This window comes from Pseudomonas sp. (assembly GCF_036404235.1).
Taxonomy (GTDB): Bacteria; Pseudomonadota; Gammaproteobacteria; order Pseudomonadales; family Pseudomonadaceae; genus Aquipseudomonas.
Genome location: NZ_DASWOT010000033.1, coordinates 1 through 17,542, shown reverse-complemented (window position 1 = coordinate 17,542; position 17,542 = coordinate 1). Strand labels below are relative to the sequence as shown.

Below are 17,542 nucleotides of genomic sequence, written 5' to 3'. Positions count from 1 at the left end.
TTGAGCCTGAATCACCGACGCTCCCAAGGAACAGGACCCACCCATGACCGATACACAATTAGCCTCACCGCCTGTCACGCCGTCAGAAACGCTTTATCGCAAGGTGCTGCCGCCCGCAAGTCCCGCTCACGTGATTGCCAGCGAAGCCGAGGCGTTGCAAGTGGCGCAGCGGCTCGCAGCGCAATTTAAGCTCGGTGCGCAGGTTCGCGATGTTGAACGGCATCTGCCGTGGCAAGAGCTGGAAGATTGCGCACGCAGCGGATTACTGGCAATCAGGGTGCCCCGTGCCTATGGTGGCGCCGAAGTGTCGTACCTGATGCTGACCCGTGTGGTCGCGATCATCGGCGAGGCCGACGCCTCGATCGGGCAACTGCTGTTGAGCATCATCCTGGCCTGCAGCGTCATTGAGGCGGTGGGCCGCGAGGAACAGAAACAGTTGTTCTTCAGCAAGATCGTTCAGGGCTATCGCTGGGGTAACGGTCATGCCGAAGGCGGCAGTCTGCCGGCCGGCACCACGCGCACCCAAATAACCCGAGAAGGCGATCACTACCGGGTCAACGGCGCCAAGGCTTACTCCACCGGCGCGTTGTTTTCGCAGTTGATTTCCATAGGTTGCGTGGACGAGAACGGCCTGTCGAAAACCGCCGTGCTGGACCGCCATTCGCCGGGCTTGAGCATCATCGATGACTGGGACGGCTTCGGCCAACGCACCACGGCCAGCGGCACGCTGCTGCTGGACAACGTACGCGTCGAGCACAGTCATGTGCTGGACACCGAGCAGGGCAAAACCTGCGCCAATACCTACGGCATTCCCGATTTATTCCACAGCGCGCTGGACCTGGGCATCGCCCGCGCAGCCTTCAACGACACCCTTGATTACGTGCGCAACCATGCCCGACCTTATGCTCGCACTGGCGTGACGGCGGTCGAGCAAGACCCGTATGTGTTGGAAATCATCGGCGATTTGCACACGCGGATTCATGCCGGCGAAGCGGTGCTGGAGCAAGCGGCGGCGTTGTTCGACCAGGTCACCGCAGAACACGGCCCGGGGCCTTCAGCCAAAGTCTCGTCGGCGTTAGCCGTGGCTAAGATCCTCACCACCGAGGCGGCGCTGCTTGCCAGCAACAAGTTGTTCCAGCTCGGCGGCGCCAGCTCCACGCGCCTGGAATACGGTTTCGACCGTCACTGGCGCAACGCCCGCACCCACACGGTTCACGACCCTGTGGCCTGGAAATTCAACTTGATCGGTAAATACCACTTGCTCGGCCAGGACTCAGACAAACACCCGACTGCGTAAATGCCGCCGAAGGCTGCGATTGCAGTCTGCCTGACTGGCTGGCGTCGCAGCCTTCGGCAACGCCTAGCCCACTCGCTCGGCACAACAATAAGGAAACCACCACACCTAGACAGCACTTCACCCCGCACAAAAAACCACCTTTATTTGCCAGGCTAGAATCAGCCAGCGTCGAATCACTCCTGCACCCACAGCCAAGAATGCAGAAGCAATACCAGGCACACATCTATGTCTTCACTTCAGTCCAGACGTCATACCTTGGGCGTTGTATTTTCCATGGGCGCCGTCAGTCTTGCGCCCATCGACTCTGCCAAAGCTGAAACCGATTACGAGAAAGACCGTCTTGAAACCGTTGTCGTGACGGGCTCGCGGGTCGAAACGACCGCCCTCAAAGCCTTGGCTCCTGTGCAATTGATCAAAGGCGATGCACTGCGCGCCACAGGTGCCAGCGATCTGCGCCGGGCGCTGTCGCAGGTCGCGCCGTCCTATATCAACATCAACAGCAACGGTGGCGCCCTGTCCAAAAACGTCGGAGGCTCTTCCCTGCGCGGGCTGTCGGGTAACCAGGTATTGGTGCTGGTCAACGGCAAACGTCGGCACGGCACCTCGATGATCAACAACAGCGGCGGCGCTACCTTGGGATCATCCGCTGCCGATTTGGGCTTGATTCCGATCTCGGCGGTCGAACGCGTCGAGGTACTGACCGATGGCGCCGCCGCGCAATACGGTTCGGACGCGATTGCCGGGGTGATCAACGTCATCCTCAAATCGGCGTCTTCGGGCGGTTCGGCAGACGTTTCATATGGCGAGTACAACCATGACGTGTCCAAGGTCGGCAATCTGGGCGATGCCGGTGCGACCTATACCGGTGGCTTGAACTCCGGGTTTGCACTGGGGGAGAACGGCGGCTTTGCCAACCTGAGCCTGTCGTACCTGAAAACCGGCGACAGCCACACCGTCGGACCGTGGAAACAACCCACGCAATCGATCTGGCAAATCTACGCCGACCCCAACGACCCACGAGAGGCCAGCGCCAATCGTAACGTGCCGGAAAACTACGAGGTGGTGCCCATCCAGGAAAGCACCAGCTTCGCCTATAACCTTGGCCTGCCGCTGGACGACAACCTGTCGCTGTATTCCTTCGCCACCTACAGCCCGCGCACCTCGGAAGCCAAAGGCTCGTTTCGCTCCGAGACCAACGCGACATCCAACGTCATTACCACGCCGGGCGGCTACAGCTCGCGCTTGCAAACCAAGGAAGACGACCTACAGCTCAACCTGGGGATCAAGGCCCAAGACATTCTTGGCTGGAGTTGGGACGCCGGGTTGAGCTACGGCCAAAACCGCGCCGACATCAACATTCTCAACACCACCAACCCCTCGTTCGGCGCGCTGTTGCCGTTGCAGAACATGCACGCCGGTGATCTGAAGTTTTCCGAAAGTATCCTCTCGCTGTCGGGCCAGCGGGCGTTCGACACCCGGTTGTTCGACGCGCCGCTGAACGTGACAGTGGGCACCGAGTATCGCTACGACAGCCTTGAGTTGGGTGCGGGCGAGTATTACTCGTATGCCGGTGGCGGCTATCGTTACCCCGACGATTACCCGGCCGTGAACCTGCGCGGCAAACTGGCCGGTGCGGGCTCGGCGTTCCTGACGGGTTTCAGCCCGCAGTTCGAATTCGATGAGTCGCGGCACAACACCGCGTATTACGTCGACTTCTCGCAAAAAATAACCTCCAAGTGGGACACCGGCCTGGCGGTGCGCTACGAGGACTACTCGGACTTCGGCTCGGCGGTGGCGGGCAAGTTTTCCAACCGCTATCAGTTCAACGATCAGGTGGCATTGCGCGGGACCTTGAGCAACGGGTTCCGTGCGCCGTCGCTGGCCGAACAGAACTACCAAAGCGCAACGGTGCAGCCGGTCAACGATCCGATCACCAACACCTCGTACATTTCCTATTACTACGACACCCTGCGCCCGGACTCAGCCGCCGCCCAGGCGCTGGGCGCTAAAAAACTCAAGCCGGAGAAATCCACCAACGTCAGTTTTGGCCTGGTGTTCACCCCTACCGACCGGCTTTCGGCATCGATTGACGTGTATCAGATCGACATCCGCGACCGGATCTTTCTCACCGGCGCCTTCAACGGCTTCAACAATGCCGCCGTGGCGCAAGCACTGACCAACGCCGGACTGACCAGCCAGCAGCAAGTGCGTTATTTCACCAACTTCGGCGACACCCAGACCCGAGGCATTGAGCTGAAGGTCGACTATGACGCCGATTACGATCAGTACGGTCGCGCGCACTGGGGCTTGTCCTATGCACGCAACAAGAACGAGGTGAAAAGCGTCGACGATCCGGCGGTATTGACCAACGCCGGGCTCAGTCTGTTGGATCGCGAGCGCATTACCCTGCTGGAACAAGCCCTGCCGCAAAACATCGTGCGCGGTTCGCTCGACTGGCAATTGGGCAGGTTTCAGGTGCAGTTGACCGAGCATTACTACTCCAAAACCCGCGCCGTGAACAACGTGCTCAATCGCGCCCAGGACTCGACCACCAGCGACTCGTTCATCACCGATGCCAGCCTCAGTTATCTGGTGACCGACAACGTGAAGGCGACGTTGGGCGCCAATAACCTGTTCAACAAACGTGCGCCAGACCAGCCCGACACCCTGGCCTCGACCATCAACCATGAGGACCCTTACGCCAATCGCAACACACCGTATGGCATTGGCGGCGGGTTCTATTACGCACGCGTGAGTTACGACTGGTAAGCGGTGGTCGCGCCAGCTCACCGAACAGCGCCTCACCCCGCCCCGCCTGAGCGAGCTTGCTGGCACAGGTGGGGCGGGTGTTACGCAACAACAACATCAGTAGAGGATGGACCTGCATGGTTACGCGACGCACATTTCTTGGCTATTCGCTGGCATCCACAGCAGCCTTTGGCTTGCTCGGGCAACGCCTGACCTTTGCTGACAGCCCCGGTGGGACGTTGATCATCGCGCAAAACCCCGAGCCGACCGTGTTGACCACCGGCCTGACCACGGCGCCGGCAACCCAATTGATTTCGCCCAAGCTCTTCGATGGCCTGTTGTATCTGAGCCCAACCAACGGCCCGCAGCCGCAGCTTGCCGAAAGCTGGAGCTTTAGCCCCGATGGCCTGCAAGTCACCTTCAAGTTGCGCGCCGGCGTGCTCTGGCATGACGGCCAGCCGTTCACCTCGGAGGATGTCGCTTTCTCGGTCATGCAGGTGTGGAAGAAATACAGCTCACGCGGCCGCTCGGCGTTCCCCAACGTGCAAAGCGTCGAGACCCCGGACCCATTGACTGCCGTGTGGAACCTGTCCAAACCCACGCCCTACCTGCTCAGTGCCTTGAATGCCCGGGACTCTCAAGTATTGCCGCGTCATCTGTATGCCGGGACCGACATCCTGAATAACCCGGCCAATACCGCGCCGGTCGGCACCGGACCGTTTCGCCTCAAGGAGTGGGTGCGCGGCAATTACCTGACCCTGGAGCGCAACCCCCATTACTGGCAGTCCGGCAAGCCGCTTCTTGATCAAGTGGTCTACCGGTTTATCGCCGATCCCTCGTCGGTGTCGGCGGCACTGGAGACCGGCGCGGTGCATGTCGCCTATGCCGACACCCTCTCCAACAGCGAAATCAAGCGGCTGAAAAACAACCCTGCCCTGACTGTCTACGATCAACTGAACACTTATGGCGGCACAGGCATCATGGCCTTGGAGTTCAACCTACAGCGCCCGGAATTCCAGGACATACGAGTGCGTCAGGCGTTCGCTCACGCGATCGACAAGGAATTCATTCTCAAGAACATCCTGCTGGGCCAGGGCACCACCGCCGATTCGCCGATCCCCAAAAACTTCCCGCAGTTCTACAGCGCCGATGTGCCGCACTACCCGTTCGATCTCAAGCGCGCCGAAGCGCTGCTGGAAGCCGCAGGGCTGAAGAAGGACAAGGACGGCATTCGCCTGCGAATCAAAAACGACCCCAGCCCTTCGGCGGTGTACCAGCAGACCGCGAACTTTCTGCGCAGCACCTTTGCCAAAATCGGCGTCAAGCTGGAGATTCGCAATCAGGACTATGCGCAATTTATCGACCGCATCTACGGCCGCTACGATTTCGACACAAATCTGTCGCCAGCCTCCACCGCGCCGGACCCAGCCATCGGTTTGCAGCGCTTTTACTGGTCGCGGAACATTCAGTCGGGCGTGGCCTATTCCAACGCCACTCACTACTCAAACCCCGAAGTCGACGGCTTGCTGGAACAGGCCCAGGTCGACAACGACCCTAAACATCGTTGGGAGCTCTACCACCAGGTACAGACAAAAGTGTTGGAGGACTTGCCGCGTATTCCGATCATTTCCAGCGAAGACGCGCTGCTGGCACGCACTACCGTGCTTAACCTGACGGACTCCACTGGCGGTGGCTTCATCGGCAATCTGTCTGAAGTGCGCTTGGGCTAACGCGGCACCAGTTGCCGCAACGCGTGCGCCTTGAGCAGCAACTCCAGCAATTGGCGCAGATCGCCTTTGGCAAGGTGCGGCAATTGCTGGTTGATGCCTTGTACATCGAAGGCGGTCTTGCGGTGTTGTAGCCAAGTGATTACCGGCAACAAGACAGCGGGGATTTCAGTGTCCAGCGTGACGCGTTCGCGCCAATCCTGGTCCAGCGCCGTGACCTGAAGTCGAAGACGCGCAACGGCGTTCTCCGACATTGAGCGCGGCTGCGCTGCAAGTTCATGCCAATCGAGTCGCGAACCGGGGACCCGCAACAAGTCAGTGCTGTCTACCGACGGTGCCGAGTTCCAGCTCAAAATTGGCGTTTCTGCGTGCTGCGTCAACTGCGCCGCCAGCTCCCTGAGCAACGACTTCAGGCGAGGCGTGTGCGCCTCGATTTCGCCATACAACGGTAAGCGCCAACGCGCGTCGCCGAGCAACCATGGCTTCAACCAACCCAGCAATGCCTGCGCCAGCACGGGCGGCCGAATGACAATACTCAGCGACAACGAGGGTTCTGACGCTTGCGTTCGATGCCAGGTGCCACGCGGCAAATACAGCACCGACCCGGGCCGCATGTCGTGTGCTTCAAACGCAACCTGCGATGGGTCCGGGAACCCCTCGCGCGCCTGTTCGTAAAGGTTTTCCACGGCCACCATGTCTGGCCCGAATTGCGCCCCGTAAGGCAACTCGATCTCGGTCATTGGCGCCACATGAAAGGTCTTGCGACCCAGTAGCTGAATCGAGATCACCTCTTCGGCGTCGTAGTGACAGGACACGCCGTCGTCTCCGGGCGAGGCGAAAGCGCTAAGACGGGCGCTGCCTTCAACAACGCCCAACTCGCGCTCTAACTGGCGCAAAAACGCCGTAGCCCCAGGCAGACTGCCAGCAATGTCTTGCAGAAACACGGTAAGCCCCAACCGCAGAAGGCTTGCCGCGTTGGCGTGGCTGTCGAACGTCTGTGGCGAACGTAAGCCGCGACCAAACGACAGCGGCCCACGGTAACGGTCGGCCAGTTGCTCCGGCGTTTTGAGCAGTGGTTGTTGAAACAGGCCGGGTAATCTCGTCAAGGCGCCGTGTTTGACCTTGATCGCAGCCGGCCAACCCTCCCCTTCGACCTTGAGCCCATCGATGCCAAACAGTTGATTGAGTAGCGTCATTTCAGCCATTGCGTGCTACAGCGGCGCGTACCAGTGGAATCACATCCCGCCCGAAAACCAGGGTGTCGGGCAGCGGATCGAAACCGCGAATCAAGAATTTATCGACACCCAGCTTGTGGTATTCCAGCAGCGCATCGGTCACTTGTTCCGGCGTACCGACCAATGCGGTGGAGTTGCCATGGGCGCCCGTGACGGCCGCAAACTCGGTCCATAGCCGCTGATCCAGCACCGCGCCTTGCGCGGCGGCCTCGCGCAGGCGCTGCGAACCGACGTTTTGATGCAAGGCCGGTGCGGCCGGGTATTTTTCCCGTGCGGCGGCCAACAACTCGCGACTGCGGGCCCACGCTGCATCTTCGGTATCGGCCACCAACGGTCGAAACGCCAGCAAAAACTTGATCTGATCCTCACGCCCGTATTTGGCCGCCGCCTTGCGCACGTTGGCGATGGTCTCGGCCGTTTGCGCCAGTGATTCGCCCCACAGTGCATAGACTTCAGCGTGCTGCCCCGCCACCTCGAACGCCGCCGCCGAAGATCCACCGAAAAAGATCGGCACACCGGACGCACGCCAGGGTTTGACGGTGGAGAGCGCGCCTTTGACCCGGTAGTAATCGCCGTGATGATCGAACGGCTGATCGCTGTGCCAGACCTTCTTGACCACCGTCAGGTACTCGGCGGTACGCGCATAGCGCTCGTCATGGGCCAGAAAATCGCCGTCGCGTTGTTGATCGATGTCGGTTCCGCCACTGATCACATGCACCGCCAGCCGTCCTTCGCTGAATTGATCCAGGGTTGCCAACTGCCGCGCTGCGACCGTCGGCGCCACGAAACCGGGCCGGTGCGCGAGCATCACTCCCAGGCGCTCGGTGTTGTGCAGCACGTAGGCGGCGATCTGGTTGTTGTCCGGCCAGGTCGAGAAGCTGCCGATCAGCAGGCGGTCAAAACCGTTGGCCTCGGCGGTATGGGCCATGCGCTTGATATAGGCCTTATCGATGATCGGTCCAGTGGCTTCGATCACCTCTGCGCCGCTGCGGCTGCTGGTGTGGCCGATGAATTCCAGACTCATGGTCTGCTCCTGATGAGGGTTGAAGGGCGCGTTACAGACGCAAGCCTGCCTGCTTGAGCAGCGGCAGGATTCGCTCACCGAAATGCGCCAGGTCGACAGCGAAGTCATGGAAGTTCAGTTGCACACCGTCGATGCCGGCCGCCTTGAGTGCCACCAGTTGCTCGACCACTTGCTCCGGCGTGCCGACGATCTCAATGTTGCCGCCCAGACCGAGCCCGGTATTGCGCGAGCCTTCTGCGCGTCCACGCCAGGCATGGGCATCGCTGGCATAAGCCTTGTGGTTGCCAAAAGCGCCCTCAACCTTATTCCCGACAATCGCCTCCAGGTAATCCTGGGTCTCTTGTTCGGTGTCGCGGCTGACGATGATCGGATTGATGATCGTGCATACCTCACGCCCGAACTGACGGGCCCGCGCCTTGATTTTCTGTACATGCGCAGGGATGTCTTCCAGGGTTTCGCGAATCCCGGAACCCGACGAGTTGGTGATGAACACCAGGTCTGACTGGCCGCTGGCAAAGTCGATACCGGCCTGCGATCCGGTGGCCGTCACCAACACCGGGCGCCCGTACAACGGCTTGGGCGTGATGAAGCCGTCTTTTATCTTCCAGCCGTGTTGGCCTTCGTACGTGAAGTTCTCGTCGCTGCTCCACAGGGTATTGAGCACATCGAACAGCTCCGATGTCAGTTGATAGCGCTGGTCATGTTCGATCTGCGGGTGGCCGAACATCTCATGCTCGACAGGGCGATGGCCGGTCACGATGTTGATGCCCCAACGACCTTTCGCGATATGGTCGAAGGTCGCGCCGTATTTAGCGATGTGCAGCGGGTGCAACGGGCCGTACAGCACATGGATGGTCGAGATCAGAATGATGCTGTGGGTGATGGCTGCCATTGCGCCCACGGCAATGAACGAATCCAGCGACGCCTCACCGTCGTAGCCGCCCTTGGGCAACCACTGCGTGCGGCTGAAGGCCAGATCGAAACCCAGCGCTTCGGCTTGCTGCACGATCTTCGCGTTGTAGTCGAATGTCCAGGTGTTGGAGGTCGGGTGATTGGTCAGGCGAATGTCCTGCATGTTGAGAAACACGCCCAGCAGCAACGGTTGCTTGAGGGCCTTGCTCAACGGGCTGTCGGGATAGTCCAGCGGCGTCGTAAATGCGGAACGTTCAAACGTAGAATCGAGCTGTGGCTGAGCCATTTCGGTGTCCTTTTTTAGGCGAATGAAAGGCTGGGGCGGGCAAGCCTGCAATGGCCTGCCCGCCACCGCGATTACCAGAAGTAGTCGAGTCGTGCGTAGTAGTAGCCACCGTCCACGCCGTAGGGCGAATACCAGCTATAGGCCGGGTTATCGACGGGCATGAAGTAATAAAGCTTGGCTTGCTCGGTGAGCTGTTCCGGGCGTTCGTTGAAGAGGTTCAAGCCACCCACCGACACCTTGAGCGAATCGCTGATGTTGTAGCCCACGTCCAGGTCGGTGATGAATGCCGACTTGACCTTCTCGTCGCGGTTGGGGTTGTAGTAGCTCTTGCCAGTCACCGGCGAGTAGCGGGTTTCCTTGAGCGAGACCTCGAAATCATCGATGTACCAGGTGTGCGACAGCGCGGTCTTGTTCTTCGGGAACGCGCTGGTCAGGTTGCCCTGCTTGTCGCGCCCGAGCACTTGCACCCCGGTGCCGGCCAACGAATCGGGCTCCTTGATGCTGCGGATTTCCTGCAGGCTTTGGGTGCTGGTCAATGTCCATTTGCCGCGACCATAGGGGCCGTAATCGGTACGGTAATCAGCCACCAGATCGATACCGCGGGTGCGGGTGTCGGCCAGGTTGCCGTAGTAGGCGACGCTTTGGTTGGTGTCCAGGCCAGCGTTGGCCAACAAGGCGGCAATATTCGGGTCGGTGACGCCGCTCAACGAACTGGTCTGCAGAATGCGATCCTTGATGTCGATCTGGTAGAAATCCACCGTGACGTCGAGGTTCTTGGCAGGTGTAGCCACGAATCCGACGCTGTAGTTGCGCGACTTCTCAGGCTTGAGTTTCTCGGAGCCCAAGGCTGCAGCCGTCGCCGAACCCGGTACCGCGTAATTGGTCACGGCCTGGTACAGCACGCCGGTGACAGGGTTAGCATTCCATGCCGAAGTGCTGGAGGAAAAGTGCTGTTGTTGCAACGATGGCGCACGGAAACCGTTGTTGATGGCGCCGCGCACAGCGAAAGTTGGGGTCAGCTGATAACGCGTGGACAGCTTGCCGCTGGTGGTGTCGCCAACATCGCTGTAATGCTCGAAACGCCCCGCCAGGCTCGCCTCCCATTTGTCGGTCAGCTTCTGCGTGAAATCGATGTAGCCTGCGGTGTTACTGCGATCCCAACTGCCTTCGGCCTCGGGGCTGAAACCGCCCCAACCGGCCGAACCCGAACTGGGCCGTTTACCCGCATTCGGCGAGCCTGCCGGGTAGATGTAGCCACCATCGGCATAGGATGCGTATTCGCCCTTGCGAATCTGGTAGCCATCGACCCGGTACTCGATCCCGCTCGCCACGTGCAGCGGGTTGGCGAACAAGCCGGTGTCAAACGAGCGATTGATGTCGAGGTTGTTGGTCCATTGGCTGAAAATCGCTTCGCCGTTGTCGATGTCGGTCGGGCTCGACGGCCCGAACGAGGCATTCAGCGAATCGTCGTTGTGGTAGTGAACGTCGTTGCGGCCGTAGCTGGTCGACAGGTCCCAATCCCAACCGAGCACGTCCTGGCCCTTGATACCGAACACGCCTTGCAGGTCATCCTCGACCGAGCGGAATTTAGGCAGGAAACCATCCGGGTAGATTTCCGGAATGTTTTGTGCGGAGTTGGCTGTACGGTATGTGCCAAAGCCTGTCGAGTCACGGTGGCTGAAGGTGGAGAACGAGTAGAAATCCAGCGCGTCGTTGAGCGGCAGTTCGGCGTTGTAGGCAAAGTTATAGGTCTGCGCCCGAGGCTGGCCCATGATTTGCCGGTTGCGGCTGTCGCCAAACTCTCGCGGATCGTTACCGGAATAGATTTTCGTGCGGTCCGGTACAGCACCGGCGACGTTGCTGGTTTCCTGAACCTTGATGTCGCCACTGAGATTGAAAAAACCGTCGTTGGGCAATTCAAAACCCTGGTTGATCAGGCTTTCTCCGGTGGCACCGTAGTTACCCTTGTGGCCTTCTCGCTGTCCGTATTGACCGTAGATCGCTGTCGCCTGCCCGCCACTGTTATTGCGCTTGAGGATGATATTGATCACGCCTGCGATGGCGTCGGAACCGTATTGAGCGGCGGCACCGTCGCGCAGCACTTCAATGTGATCGACGGCGCTGACCGGAATCAGATCCAAATCGACTGGCGACTGGCCGTTGGAGGTCGAGGATGATTGATGGAATATCTGCGCGGTGTTGTGCCGACGCTTACCGTTGACCAGAACCAACACCGAGTTACCGCCCAGGCCACGCAGGGTCGCCGACTTCACGGCGATACCGGTCGCGCCGGTGAACCCCGCATCGTTGGTATACGAGGGCACTTGTGCGGCCAATGCGTCACGCAGGTTCTGCTTGCCTGAACGGGCCAGGTCGTCGGCACTGATCACATCAATCGGCGCAAGGCTTTGCGCAACGGTGCGCTTCTCGGCCCGAGACCCCGTCACTACCACGGTTTCAAGTGCATCGTCGCCGTTACCGGATTGGGCCGCATTACGTGCGCCGGTTGAATCGTCGGCGAGCACTGCAGCACTGCCACACAGTGTCATCACACCAATCGACACCATCAATCCGAGGGGCGAGCGTGGGGTATTTAAACGAGCATTCATGCGACTACCTGCAAAAAATCAATTTATTGCTGGCGTGGTGGACGTTCCTGGCCATCGAACAAGGATTATGAAAAAGCGGTACCTGGTGGGGTCTTGCGCGTTAGGGGTACTAGCGAACATTGGGTTGAAACATGTAACCGACTTATCAGGGCTTAGAAAACCAAACCCTCTCGAAGGTGCGTGGTGGTTTCATTCAAATAAAAGTCGCCCACCACCCTGGCTTTATGCAAGAGCGGATTGTGATTTAACACGGTACGTATGTTGCGCCAGTGCCGATCAAAATTATATTTACGCGAAGTGGCTGAACCGCCACCCACTTCGAACAGTACCTCGGCCGAACGCAACGCAAGTTTGGCGACCACCACTTGCATTTGCGCATTACTGATCGAGGCTTTTATCAACTGTTGATCCAATGTGTCGGCGTCGGTAAACAGTGCGACCGAACTGTCACCCAGGATGCGTGCAGTCTCAGCGATCAAGGCATCCACCGCGTAGGCATTGGCGGCAATTTCGCCGACCACCTGTTGCACGAATTGATCGTCACGGGCGATATCGGCCGGGCTGTGCATCGCCGCTCGCGCCTGATTGCGCACGTAACCGATAGCATCTTCGCGGATATTGCGCACCACACCGGCAGCGCAGGCCGCCAAGTGCAATTGACGCAACGTTGAGCAGTGGCGCCCGACATCGGCGTTATGGCTGCGGGTTTTGACTTCGCTGGCCAGCACCTGGACGTTGTCCAGTAAAACACCACCGCTGGCGGTCAGGCGCTGGCCCATGCCGTCCCAGTCATCCAGTACGTTGATGCCTGGGCGATCCGCTGGCAACAGCACGGAGATCAGTTGTCCGCTGTCGTCGGTGGCAGAAAAGGACAGAAAATCGGCGTACGCCGAGCCTGTGGCGTACCACTTCTTGCCGTTCAAACGGTAGCTGTCGCCGTCTCGGGTCAGCCGCGTGAGGATTGTGCCCAATGGTGCGCCGACTTCGGTGTGGGCCCCGGCAAACAATTTGCCGTCCAGGATCTTGCTGACGTAATCACGCTTCTCCGCACTGTCAGGGCTGTGGATCACCGCTTCGCTAAAATTGAAATGCGAGCGCAACGCGTGCGCCACATTAGGGTCGGCACTGGCCAGGGTGCTAATCAGTTCGATGTAATCACTGACGCTGCCGCCAGGTCCGCCCAATTCACGCGGAATCCGCAACGCACCAAGCCCCGCCTCGCTAAGCTGCCCAAAGGCTTCAAACGGTAATTCTCGTTCGAGATCACGGGTCGATGCGCCTTTGGCAATCTCCTCGACCAATGCGGGTATGCGCCCCAGCAGGCGTTGCAGGATGTCTGAGGATGAAGTGTCGAATTGGGTTGAGCCAACATCAATAAAGTGATTGAGCGCCACAATTGCCTCATCTAACTAATTAAGAAACCCATCAAGGAAAATGATCCATCACTGTTTGACAGACCCTATAACTTTTAAGAATAAAAATTCGCTGTCTAACGGGATTTAACTGACAGGTTGCCGACAGTAATCATCCGTCACCAACGCGTCAATCACCTAGACTTAGCAGGCGTATATCTTTTTTATCTATGCTTAGATAAACACAAACGCATAACGTTATTACTTTTTCCGTCATTGACAAAGGTTATAAGCAAACCGTTAATAGCGCCGCACTTGATGAGAATATTCAATGAAGATACTGCGGACATTAAGCAACGCACTCTGGCGCACCTTGTTGCACACTCTGCCCACCATGCTGGGTATTCTTCTGATTAACTTCCTGCTGCTGCAATTGGCGCCGGGCGATGCGGCAGATGTGATGGCCGGCGAGTCTGGCTCGGCCACCCAAGAAAGCCTCGCCGCGTTGCGCAGCCAGTTTGGTCTGGACCAATCGATTCCCCTCCAGCTCTGGCATTACTTGAGCAACCTGGCGCACCTCAATCTCGGCTATTCAGCTCGCTATGGCTCGTCGGTCCAGGCGTTGATCTCGCAACGTCTGGGCACCACGCTGACACTGATGCTGCTCGCCTTGTTTTTCTCGTTATTGCTGGGTATCGCGCTGGGCATGCTCATGGCCAAATGGCACGGTCGCTGGCCTGACCGGCTGTTGTCGGTGTGTTCGCAGTTCTTCTATTCAGTCCCGGGTTTCTGGATCGGCCTGATGCTGATCGTGGTGTTTTCAGTCAAGTTGGCGTGGCTTCCCACGGGCGGCGCAGGCACCATCGGTGCCGATTTACACGGTTGGCCGGCAATCCTCGACACCTTGCGTTATATGGCGCTCCCGGCCAGTTCACTGGCGCTGATCTACATCGCGATCTATGCCCGCCTGACCCGTGCCTCGATGCTCGAAGCGGGCGCCCAGGATTACGTGCGCACGGCTGCGGCCAAGGGCCTTTCACCTTGGGTGATTACCTTTAAACATGTGTTGCGCAATGCACTGCTGCCCATCACCACCATGGCCGGTCTGCACTTTGGCGGCATGCTCGGTGGCGCGGTGGTGATTGAAACCGTGTTCAGCTTGCCCGGTTTGGGTCGGCTGGCGTATGACGCGGTCATGGCCCGGGATTACAACGTGCTGCTGGGCATCCTGTTGATCTCGTCGCTGCTGGTGATCATTACCAACGTGTTGGTGGACTTGCTGCAAACCTGGCTCGACCCGCGCATCCGGAGTCGTCGATGAGCGGGCAGCGCAGCCCTGCGCTGCGACGTTTTGTGCGTAACCCGACGGCATTGGCCGGGCTGGTTTTTCTGATCGTAATCACCCTGCTGGCGCTGACGGCCCCGTTGCTTTATCCGGGGGACCCGCTCGACATGGAAGCCGATGCGCTGCTATGGCCTGGACAAGACTGGCACTATCCGTTGGGCACCGATGCATTGGGTCGCGACGTGATGGCCGGGGTCGTACATGGCGGGCGCGTATCGCTGCTGGTAGGGATTCTTGCCAGCCTGTTCGGCGTATTGCTGGGCCTGAGCATTGGCGCCATGGCCGGTTATTTCGGCGGCAAAATCGACTATGCGTTGCAGCGCCTGATCGAGATTTTCCAGACCATGCCCAGCTTCGTGCTGCTGGTTGCACTGGTGGCGATTGCCCAGCCTTCGGTGTCGACCTTGATCTTTGCCATCGGTGTTATTTCCTGGCCTACGGTTGCGCGTCTGGTGCGTGCCGAAGTGCGCTCGATTCGTGAGCGCGAATATATCCTCGCCGCTCGTAGCGTCGGCTATACGCACCTGCGGATCATCGTCCTCGAAGTGCTGCCCAACATCCTGCCGACGCTGATCGTCACGGCGTCGATCATGGTCGCCTCGGCCGTGCTGATGGAGTCGGCATTGTCGTTCATGGGCCTGGGCGATCCTAACCAGGTGAGCTGGGGCAGCATGATCGGCAGCGGTCGCGAGCAGATCCGCACCGCCTGGTACCTGACGGCGATCCCTGGTTTTGCGATCTTTCTCACTGTGCTGGCTTTCAACCTGATTGGCGACGGCCTGACCGATGCCTTCAATCCCACTCATGCCCAAGGCCATAAGTGACCTTGGCCCTGCCCCCAACGGAACATCATCATGAGCCTGACTCGACGCCAGTTGCTGGTTTACGCCGGCGCCAGTACCACCCTGTTGCAGTTGACCCCACGATTCTCGTTCGCCGACGACACGCCGGTACGGGGCGGCACGCTGAAAATGCACATCGCCATCGAGCCGCCGATCCTGGTCAACCTAACCCACACCGCGGGCGCCACGGTGTACATCGCTGGCAAGATTACAGAAGGTCTGTTGACCTACGATCTGGACCTCAAACCGCTGCCGCAACTGGCCACCGCCTGGACCGTCAGCGATGACGGCCTTGAGTACACGTTCAGCTTGCGCCAGGGTGTGAAATGGCACGACGGGCAGGATTTCACCGCCGATGACGTGGTGTATTCGTTGCAAACGCTCAAGGCTTCAAACCCACGTGGCCGTGCCACCTTCGCCAACGTGGCCAGCGTTACGGCGATCAATCCCCATTTGGTGCAGCTCAAGCTCAGCAAGCCGGCGCCGTATTTGCTCACCGCGTTGGCCGCCTGTGAATCGCCCATCGTGGCCAAGCACGTCTATGGCCAGGCGCGCCCGGAAACCCATGCCAACGCTACGGCGCCCATCGGGACCGGGCCATTCGTGTTCAAGGAGTGGGTGCGCGGCAGCCATGTGATCCTTGAGCGCAACCCCCATTATTGGGACGCGCCCAAGCCGTATCTGGACCGCATCATCGTGCGTTTCATCGCCGATTCGGCGGCGACGGTCGCGGCACTGGAAGCCGGGGAAATCGATATTTCAACAGGCGGCGTGCCGCTCAGTGACATCGAGCGAATCAAGAGCAATCCACGCTTGAGCATTGAAGACCGCGGCGAACCCTACATCAATGGCATCACCCGCGTGGAGTTCAACTTCGATAACCCGTACCTGCAAAAACATGAGGTGCGAACCGCTATTGCACATGCGATCAACCTTGAGTTCATCCGCAAAACCATCTTCCTGGGCTACGGCAAACCGCTGTATGGGCCGATCAGTCCGGACATGAAAAACTTCTATGCGCCCGATTTGCCGCGCTATGCGTTCGACGTCGCCAAGGCCAACCAGTTGCTGGACGATGCAGGGTATCCGCGCGACGGCAATGGCACTCGCTTCAAGCTCACCCTCGATCCGCTGCCGGGCCCTGAAACCTATCGACGCACCGCTGATTACATTAAACAGGCACTGGCAAAGATTGGTATTGAGGTGACCTTGCGTTCGCAAGACTTCGCCACTTATGTGAAGCGCGTCTACACCGACCGCGATTTCGATTTCACGCTTAATGGCATGAGCAACCTGTTCGACCCCACCGTTGGCGTACAACGACTGTATTGGTCGAAGAACTTCCAGCCCGGCGTGCCGTTTTCCAATGGCGCTCACTACAGCAATCCCAAGGTCGACCAGCTTCTGGAAGCCGCCGCCGTGGAGACCGACGTGCAGAAGCGCTTTGCGTTGTTCGCCCAATTCCAGAAAACCATTGTCGAGGACCTGCCCGATCTGGGCATATCAACCCTGGTCAACCCCATCGTCTACGACAAGCGCGTGAGCAACTTTTTTGTCGGGGCCGAGGGTCTGGGCAGTAATGCGGCAGAGATTTACATCAAGGCTTGATTCTCAAGCAAAAAAACAGGTTGTCCCCTGCCAGAGGAACAACCTGTAAAAACCTCTATAGAACAATGATTTAGAGCCTGTTTAAGCCTTGCCCGCAAGAAGCGTCGGAACCTCCAACGCCTCTTGCGCGACTCAACCTCACTCGCTGGCAAGCTTGCAACGCCTCACGCCCTGATCACTTGGCGGTCATCACCGACAACTTGGTAATCCCCGCCCGCTCGATCGAGGCCATGGCCCGTGCCACTTCGCCATAGTTCACCCCGTTGTCGGCCTGCAACTGCACGCGCACGTCGGGGTTCTTGTCCTTGGCGGCCTTGAGGTTGATTTCCAATAGGTCCGGCTGCACTTCGTCCTTGTTGATGAACAGCTTGCCCTTGTCGTCGATGCTCACCACCAACGGGTCTTTCTGCTCCAGCGGCGCAACCGCTTCGGTCTTGGGCAGGTTGATCGGGATCGAGTTGGTTAGCAGCGGCGCGGTCACGATGAACACCACCAGCAGCACCAGCATCACGTCCACCAATGGGGTGACGTTGATCTCGCTCAGCACTTCATCGCTG

12 protein-coding genes are annotated in these 17,542 nt (G+C 59.1%); 6 read left to right on the top strand and 6 right to left on the bottom strand.

All coding sequences use genetic code 11. The features are described from left to right. Positions 1–43: 43 nt before the first annotated feature. From VGC62_RS04315 to VGC62_RS04305, 3 genes are all read left to right on the top strand, one after another. The gene (locus VGC62_RS04315) at positions 44–1,297 is read left to right on the top strand and encodes an SfnB family sulfur acquisition oxidoreductase (RefSeq protein WP_331185831.1); all 1,254 of its coding nucleotides are present in this window, start codon (positions 44–46) and stop codon (positions 1,295–1,297) included. Between the two features lie 225 nt (positions 1,298–1,522). Next, positions 1,523–4,066 carry a TonB-dependent receptor gene (locus VGC62_RS04310; protein WP_331185830.1) on the top strand — a complete coding sequence of 848 codons (2,544 nt, stop codon included), beginning with the start codon at positions 1,523–1,525 and terminating at the stop codon, positions 4,064–4,066. A 116-nt stretch (positions 4,067–4,182) separates the two neighbouring features. Further along, complete coding sequence (locus tag VGC62_RS04305) at positions 4,183–5,775, top strand: ABC transporter substrate-binding protein (RefSeq protein ID WP_331185829.1); 1,593 nt, start codon at positions 4,183–4,185, stop codon at positions 5,773–5,775. Here VGC62_RS04305 and VGC62_RS04300 read toward each other — a convergent pair. The 5 genes from VGC62_RS04300 to VGC62_RS04280 all read right to left on the bottom strand — a co-directional run bounded on the left by VGC62_RS04300 (position 5,772) and on the right by VGC62_RS04280 (position 13,232). After that, positions 5,772–6,977, bottom strand: coding sequence for a JmjC domain-containing protein (locus VGC62_RS04300; protein ID WP_331185828.1), 1,206 nt, complete (start codon positions 6,975–6,977; stop codon positions 5,772–5,774). The two genes, VGC62_RS04305 and VGC62_RS04300, sit on opposite strands and share 4 nt — an antisense overlap. Further along, positions 6,970–8,031 (bottom strand): LLM class flavin-dependent oxidoreductase, encoded by a 1,062-nt coding sequence (locus VGC62_RS04295; protein WP_331185827.1) that lies wholly within the window; start codon positions 8,029–8,031, stop codon positions 6,970–6,972. The genes VGC62_RS04300 and VGC62_RS04295 overlap by 8 nt, the downstream gene beginning before the upstream one ends. A gap of 31 nt (positions 8,032–8,062) precedes the next feature. Next, complete coding sequence (locus VGC62_RS04290; RefSeq protein ID WP_331185826.1) at positions 8,063–9,229, bottom strand: LLM class flavin-dependent oxidoreductase; 1,167 nt, start codon at positions 9,227–9,229, stop codon at positions 8,063–8,065. A 71-nt stretch (positions 9,230–9,300) separates the two neighbouring features. Beyond that, positions 9,301–11,838 carry a TonB-dependent receptor gene (locus tag VGC62_RS04285; protein ID WP_331185825.1) on the bottom strand — a complete coding sequence of 846 codons (2,538 nt, stop codon included), beginning with the start codon at positions 11,836–11,838 and terminating at the stop codon, positions 9,301–9,303. Positions 11,839–11,990: 152 nt separating this feature from the next. After that, complete coding sequence (locus VGC62_RS04280; protein WP_331185824.1) at positions 11,991–13,232, bottom strand: acyl-CoA dehydrogenase family protein; 1,242 nt, start codon at positions 13,230–13,232, stop codon at positions 11,991–11,993. A 289-nt stretch (positions 13,233–13,521) separates the two neighbouring features. On the opposite strand from VGC62_RS04280, the gene VGC62_RS04275 reads away from it, so the two are divergent. The 3 genes from VGC62_RS04275 to VGC62_RS04265 are packed head-to-tail and all read left to right on the top strand — an operon-like array spanning position 13,522 to position 16,985. Then, on the top strand, positions 13,522–14,511 hold the full coding sequence (locus tag VGC62_RS04275) for an ABC transporter permease (RefSeq protein ID WP_331185823.1): 990 nt from the start codon (positions 13,522–13,524) through the stop codon (positions 14,509–14,511). Further along, on the top strand, positions 14,508–15,359 hold the full coding sequence (locus VGC62_RS04270) for an ABC transporter permease (RefSeq protein WP_331185822.1): 852 nt from the start codon (positions 14,508–14,510) through the stop codon (positions 15,357–15,359). Before VGC62_RS04275 ends, VGC62_RS04270 begins: the two co-directional genes overlap by 4 nt. A gap of 30 nt (positions 15,360–15,389) precedes the next feature. After that, positions 15,390–16,985, top strand: a complete 1,596-nt coding sequence (locus VGC62_RS04265; RefSeq protein ID WP_331185821.1) for an ABC transporter substrate-binding protein — start codon at positions 15,390–15,392, stop codon at positions 16,983–16,985. Positions 16,986–17,160: 175 nt separating this feature from the next. Here the strand turns inward: VGC62_RS04265 and VGC62_RS04260 are convergent. Then, positions 17,161–17,542, bottom strand: a 382-nt coding sequence (locus VGC62_RS04260) for a biopolymer transporter ExbD (RefSeq protein ID WP_331185820.1), incomplete at its 5' end; no start/stop codon positions are given.

Excerpts from the sequence above, each read along its gene's own strand:
- VGC62_RS04315 (WP_331185831.1), top strand. The coding sequence starts at position 44 with ATGACCGATACACAATTAGCCTCACCGCCTGTCACGCCGTCAGAAACG.
- VGC62_RS04310 (WP_331185830.1), top strand. The coding sequence starts at position 1,523 with ATGTCTTCACTTCAGTCCAGACGTCATACCTTGGGCGTTGTATTTTCC.
- VGC62_RS04305 (WP_331185829.1), top strand. The coding sequence starts at position 4,183 with ATGGTTACGCGACGCACATTTCTTGGCTATTCGCTGGCATCCACAGCA.
- VGC62_RS04300 (WP_331185828.1), bottom strand. The coding sequence starts at position 6,977 with ATGGCTGAAATGACGCTACTCAATCAACTGTTTGGCATCGATGGGCTC.
- VGC62_RS04295 (WP_331185827.1), bottom strand. The coding sequence starts at position 8,031 with ATGAGTCTGGAATTCATCGGCCACACCAGCAGCCGCAGCGGCGCAGAG.
- VGC62_RS04290 (WP_331185826.1), bottom strand. The coding sequence starts at position 9,229 with ATGGCTCAGCCACAGCTCGATTCTACGTTTGAACGTTCCGCATTTACG.
- VGC62_RS04285 (WP_331185825.1), bottom strand. The coding sequence starts at position 11,838 with ATGAATGCTCGTTTAAATACCCCACGCTCGCCCCTCGGATTGATGGTG.
- VGC62_RS04275 (WP_331185823.1), top strand. The coding sequence starts at position 13,522 with ATGAAGATACTGCGGACATTAAGCAACGCACTCTGGCGCACCTTGTTG.
- VGC62_RS04270 (WP_331185822.1), top strand. The coding sequence starts at position 14,508 with ATGAGCGGGCAGCGCAGCCCTGCGCTGCGACGTTTTGTGCGTAACCCG.
- VGC62_RS04265 (WP_331185821.1), top strand. The coding sequence starts at position 15,390 with ATGAGCCTGACTCGACGCCAGTTGCTGGTTTACGCCGGCGCCAGTACC.